The sequence below is a fragment of the Spirulina subsalsa FACHB-351 genome, from assembly GCF_026130165.1.
Lineage (GTDB): Bacteria > Cyanobacteriota > Cyanobacteriia > Cyanobacteriales > Spirulinaceae > Spirulina_A > Spirulina_A subsalsa_A.
This window is the reverse complement of record NZ_JAIHOM010000192.1, coordinates 1-5,532: the sequence shown is the minus strand read 5'-3', so window position 1 is coordinate 5,532 and position 5,532 is coordinate 1. Positions and strand designations below refer to the sequence as shown.

Here is a 5,532-nt window from a genome sequence, read left to right as displayed (position 1 = left end):
AGCACAAATTGTCATGCTAAGAGTGATCCCTGAGCCTTAGCTAAAGAGTCGTGCTTCGCTGTTTCTATACGGGTCGGGTTTCATCCCGTCGGTAAAACCGAGGGTCTTCACCCGACATTGCAGATAAACTCAGCTAGAATGCCTGACCACAATACTATAGCTTGAGTTACCTTGATGTTAAGTCATCTTTCCGTACAATTGCTATAGTGGTTAAATTGAACTGTTAAACGGGTGATGGGTGTGATGGGCAACCGGAAAATCTTAATTATTGATGACGAAGAAGATATAAGGGAAGTCGCGAAACTTAGCTTAGAAATCGGTCAAGACTGGGATGTTGTGGCCGCATCATCGGGGTCTGAAGGATTGGCTTTGTGTAAGACTTTGTGTTCAGGTACAGATGAACAACCACCGGACGCGATTCTTTTGGATGTGATGATGCCAGACATGGATGGTCCGACAACGTGGCATAAATTACAGGAAGATCCCCTTACGGCTAAAATCCCGGTGATTTTCCTCACGGCTAAGGTTCAAGCGGCCGAACAGCGTTATTATGCTCAGTTGGGGGTGAATGCCGTTTTAACCAAGCCTTTTGATCCTGTCACCTTGGGGGATTTTATTGCTAAGGTTCTGAATTGGTAAGTTAGGGCAACCTCACTCTTTATTTTCACGTTTTAACACCTGCTTGAGATAAACTCCGGTGTGGGAGTGGGGATGTTGAGCAACGGTTTCTGGGGTACCAACGGCGACAATTTCACCACCGCGATCGCCTCCCTCTGGTCCAAGGTCTATAATCCAATCGGCACACCGGATCACGTCTAAATTATGTTCAATCACTAACACCGAATTCCCCTTATCCACAAGGCGCTGTAAAACATTTAATAAATGGTGGACATCATAAAACGATAACCCGGTGGTCGGTTCATCAATGAGATATAGGGTTTTCCCCGTCGCCCGTCGAGACAATTCTGAGGCCAGTTTCACCCGTTGCGCTTCTCCCCCGGAAAGGGTGGGGGCGGGTTGACCCAATTTAATATAACCTAACCCCACATCGACTAAGGTCTGGAGACGGGGGGCGGCTTTGGGGATGTTCTCAAACACGCCTAACGCCTCTTCTACGGTCATATTGAGGACATCGGCAATGGAAAAGCCTTTATACTTGACTTGGAGGGTTTCCCGGTTATAACGGGCCCCTTTGCAGACTTCACACTGAACATACACATCGGGCAAAAAGTTCATTTCAATCACGTTCACCCCTTGACCGGAACAAGCTTCACAGCGTCCTCCTTTGACGTTGAAGGAGAAGCGCCCTTGTTTATACCCTCGCGCTTTGGCCTCGATGGTTTCGGCAAATACGGCCCGAATGACATCAAATACCCCGGTATAGGTGGCGGGATTGGAACGGGGGGTGCGTCCGATGGGGGATTGATCAATGACAATCACTTTATCAATGGCGTTTAAACCTTGGAGTTCTCCGAGGTGTTCGGGGAAGGGGATTTTTTTGGTGAGATGGTGTTGTAGTGAGGGATAGAGGAGTTCGTTGATCAGGGTGGATTTGCCGGATCCGGATACTCCGGTGACACAGACTAGGACACCGAGGGGAATTTCTACGGTGATGTGTTTGAGGTTGTTACGGGAACAGTCTTGGAGGGTCAGCGATCGCCCGTTTCCTTTCCGTCGTTCTGGGGGAGTGGCGATCGCCCTTCGACCGGACAAATAGGCTCCCGTTAGCGATGCTTCCGTGGTTAACAGGGTTTCTAAATCTCCCTGACAGACAATTTCCCCCCCGTGAACTCCCGCTTTGGGCCCAATATCCACCAGATAATCGGCAGCCCGGATGGTGTCCTCGTCATGTTCCACCACAATTAGGGTATTGCCCAAATCTCGCAGTTTTTGCAGCGTTAGGAGTAAGCGCCCGTTATCCCGTTGGTGGAGTCCGATACTGGGTTCATCTAACACATACAACACTCCGGTTAAACCGGCCCCGATTTGGGTGGCCAGACGGATGCGTTGGGCTTCTCCCCCAGATAAGGTCATGGCGGCTCGGTCTAGAGTAAGGTAGTCTAAGCCCACATCTAAGAGGAATTGCAGACGGGCTTTAATTTCCTTGAGGGCTAGTTCCCCGATTAAGGCCTGTCGGGGGGTTAAATCCATCTGATTCACCCGTTCCAAGGCATCCCGCACTGACACACTGGTTAACTCGTCAATGTGATATTTTCCTAAACGGACGGCTAAGGATTCGGGTTTTAGGCGCTTGCCGTGACAGACTTCGCAGGTTTGAAAGACAATATACTGCTCTAGTTTTTGTTTGTAGGTTTCTGAGTTGGTTTCGGCATAGTTGCGTTCTAACATGGCGAGAATGCCCGCAAACTTGCGATAATAGCCTTTTCCTTGGTAGGTGTCGGCTTGGATTAAGATGGGGTCTTCACAGCCGTAGAATAGGATATGCTCTTGTTCTGGGGTGAGTTTTTCCCAAGGGGTTTGGATGGTAAAGTCGAAGGTTTCCCCTAAACTAAAGAGTAGCGAGAGATAGTAGGCGTTATCTTTATCTGACCAAGGGGCGATCGCACTATATAAGGGCTGAGTGGGGTCAGGAATGACTAAATCCGGTGAGAAGGTGCGTAAACTGCCGATACCGTGACAATGGGGACAAGCACCGTAGGGGGAGTTAAAGGAGAATAAACGGGGGGAGAGTTCATCCATCACGGCCCCATGTTCGGGACAGGCAAAGTTTTCACTAAAGACTAATTCCTTGGGGGGTATTTCCTCGGTTTCATCGGGTTGAATGGCAATAATAGCCGTGCCTTCAGAGCGTTTTAAACAGGTACTGAGGGAGTCTGCTAAACGTTCTTCGATCCCCGGTTTTTTGATTAACCGATCAATGACAATTTCGATATCGTGGCTGTGGTTTTTGTTCAGTTCAATGGCATCACTGAGTTCTCGCACTTCCCCATTGATGCGCACTCGCACAAACCCTTCCGAGCTTAACCCCGAGAGTAACTTTTTGTGGGTGCCCTTTTTCCCCCGCACCACGGGGGCGAGAACGTGGAACTTGGTGCGATCTGGGAGTTCCATAATGCGATCGCACATTTCATCAATGGTCTGGGGGGCAATATTGCGATCGCAGTGGGGACAATGGGGTTCTCCAGCCCGCCCAAATAATAACCGCAAATAGTCATAAATTTCCGTCACCGTTCCCACCGTAGAGCGAGGATTATGGGAGGTTGATTTTTGATCAATGGAAATGGCCGGACTTAACCCCTCAATGGCATCCACATCCGGTTTATCTAACTGGCCTAAAAACTGCCGCGCATAGGCACTGAGAGACTCCACATAACGCCGTTGTCCCTCGGCAAAAATGGTATCAAACGCCAAGGACGATTTCCCCGATCCCGATACTCCTGTAAACACAATCAGGCGATCGCGGGGTAAATCCAGATCCACATTCTTGAGATTGTGTTGTCTAGCCCCTCGGATACAGATTAAATTGCGATCGCGTAGATTGGAGGATTTCCCATTAATATCAGGTAACTTATCGGACAGGTTCATCGTGTGGGCCATGAGGAAGTTTGTAACATTCAGTTAACAATTGTATCGCGATGGCGGATTTTCTTCCCGGTCATACCCCAACAGCATTAGGGAATAGGGAGCAGGGGAGCGGGGGAGCAGGGGAGCAGGGGGGCAGGGGAGCAGGGGGAGTCGGGAATAATTATCAATTCTCAATTCTCAATTCTCAATTCTCAATTCCCATATTTGAAATCCAACATGAATGAGCAAGAGAAGAGCATCCAAGGACAAAAGACAGAACAACAGGGCTACAGAGAAACCACCGGAGGGTTAAACTTAGAAATGGTAGTCATTGGGGCCGGAGAATTTATTATGGGATCCCCCGAGGACGAACCCGAACGATACAGCACCGAAAGCCCCCAACATCGGGTCATCCTACCGGAATTTTTCATGAGTCAGACCCCCATCACCCAAGAACAATGGCGCATTGTCGCCCAACTGCCCCCAGTGGTGCGTTCCCTTCCTCAGAATCCCTCTCACTTCAAAGGTCCAAACAACCCCGTAGAACAAGTGAGTTGGGAAGATTGTCTAGAATTCTGTTTGCGCCTCAATCAAGCCAGTGGTCAATTCTACCGCCTTCCGAGTGAGGCCGAATGGGAATATGCCTGTCGTGCTGGAACCACCACACCCTACTCCTTTGGGCTGACTCTCTCCCCCCAAGTGGCCAACTGTCGCCACTATGACGGGGATAATCGAGGGAAAACGGGGCGAAAAACAATCCCAGTCGGTAGTTTAAACGCCCCCAATGCTTGGGGAATTCATGATATGCACGGCAATGTATGGGAGTGGTGTTTAGATGATTGGCATGACCATTATGAAGGCGCGCCAAGGGATGGAAGGGCTTGGCTCAACCATCATTCTAAGGCTCAAAATCAGAGGGATGGATTAAGAAAATTATTGGAGGACAACCGATCCGCTAAAAAGCTGCTGCGTGGAGGTTCTTGGCTCAATCTACCAGAATATTGTCGTTCGGCTTGTCGTGATAGTTGTCCCCCCTCTCTCAAGTCTGATTACATGGGTTTTCGCCTAGTTCAAAAGAACCTAACGCTCTATTGAAACCCTCAAATCTAGCTTGAAGCTTAGGGCAGAGCGTTCCCCCAATCCCCCATTAAAATAAAATCAGTCCTGATTTACTACAGAACGATGGTTCAAACCCCCATCCCCTCTAACCTGCTTTATCCCGACTCCGACGGTAAACCGATGGCTGAGAATACCCTCCAGTATCGCTGGATTGTGCGTTTAGTCTCCAATCTCAAGGAATTACTCAAGGATGAAATTGCCTTTGTCGCGGGAGATTTGCTCTGGTATCCTGTGCCTGTCCAGCGCCCCCCTGCTCCCCGTCAAGCGCCGGATGCTATGGTAGTCTTAGGTCGTCCCGATGGCGACCGAGGGAGTTATAAACAATGGGAAGAGGACGATATTTCCCCCCAAGTCGTCTTTGAAATTCTCTCCCCCAGTAATACGACGACAGAAATGGCCGCGAAACAACGGTTTTATGAAAAGTACGGGGTGCTGGAGATGTATTTTTATAACCCCGAGTCCTATGATTTTTGGGGGTTTGAACGGGAGACAATTGAGGAAAGTTTTCGCTTAATCACGCCCCTCCATTTGCCTTGGACTTCCCCTCTATTGAATATTCGCTTTGAACTGTCGGGGGAGGGGTTAGTGATTTATCATCCGACTGGAGAACCGTTTAAGGAGCCGGGTGAGTTGTTTGCAGAACGGAATCTGGCACAACAGGAGCGGGATTTGTTTCAAGAACAACGCGATCGCGCCTTTGCTAAACTACAAGAACTCGGCATTGATCCAGAAACCCTCTAATCTAGGTTTAAGGTTACGGTAGAGCGTTCCCCCAATCCCCCATTAAAATAAAATCAGTCCTGATTTACTACAGAACGATGGTTCAAACCCCCATCCCCTCTAACCTGCTTTATCCCGACTCCGACGGTAAACCGATGGCTGAGAATA

The 5,532-nt window shown here is 49.2% G+C and carries 4 protein-coding genes; 3 read left to right on the top strand and 1 reads right to left on the bottom strand.

Features of this window, described 5'->3' with window-relative positions:
- The first annotated feature begins 243 nt into the window (after positions 1-243).
- Complete coding sequence (locus K4A83_RS21665; RefSeq protein WP_265266791.1) at positions 244-639, top strand: response regulator; 396 nt, start codon at positions 244-246, stop codon at positions 637-639.
- Positions 640-651: 12 nt separating this feature from the next.
- Here K4A83_RS21665 and uvrA read toward each other — a convergent pair whose 3' ends face one another.
- Entirely contained in the window at positions 652-3,546 is a 2,895-nt protein-coding gene (gene uvrA / locus K4A83_RS21660) for an excinuclease ABC subunit UvrA (protein WP_407810263.1), read from the bottom strand.
- Positions 3,547-3,762: 216 nt separating this feature from the next.
- Here uvrA and K4A83_RS21655 point away from each other — a divergent pair, with 216 nt between their 5' ends.
- Positions 3,763-4,620 carry a formylglycine-generating enzyme family protein gene (locus tag K4A83_RS21655; RefSeq protein WP_265266789.1) on the top strand — a complete coding sequence of 286 codons (858 nt, stop codon included), beginning with the start codon at positions 3,763-3,765 and terminating at the stop codon, positions 4,618-4,620.
- Positions 4,621-4,707: 87 nt separating this feature from the next.
- The gene (locus K4A83_RS21650; RefSeq protein ID WP_265266788.1) at positions 4,708-5,385 is read left to right on the top strand and encodes a Uma2 family endonuclease; all 678 of its coding nucleotides are present in this window, start codon (positions 4,708-4,710) and stop codon (positions 5,383-5,385) included.
- Positions 5,386-5,532: the final 147 nt, after the last annotated feature.

What these genes read in the sequence shown, in the direction of transcription:
- K4A83_RS21665 (WP_265266791.1), top strand. Translation starts at nt 244, where the DNA reads ATGGGCAACCGGAAAATCTTAATTATTGATGACGAAGAAGATATAAGG.
- K4A83_RS21655 (WP_265266789.1), top strand. Translation starts at nt 3,763, where the DNA reads ATGAATGAGCAAGAGAAGAGCATCCAAGGACAAAAGACAGAACAACAG.
- K4A83_RS21650 (WP_265266788.1), top strand. Translation starts at nt 4,708, where the DNA reads ATGGTTCAAACCCCCATCCCCTCTAACCTGCTTTATCCCGACTCCGAC.
- uvrA (WP_407810263.1), bottom strand. Translation starts at nt 3,546, where the DNA reads ATGAACCTGTCCGATAAGTTACCTGATATTAATGGGAAATCCTCCAAT.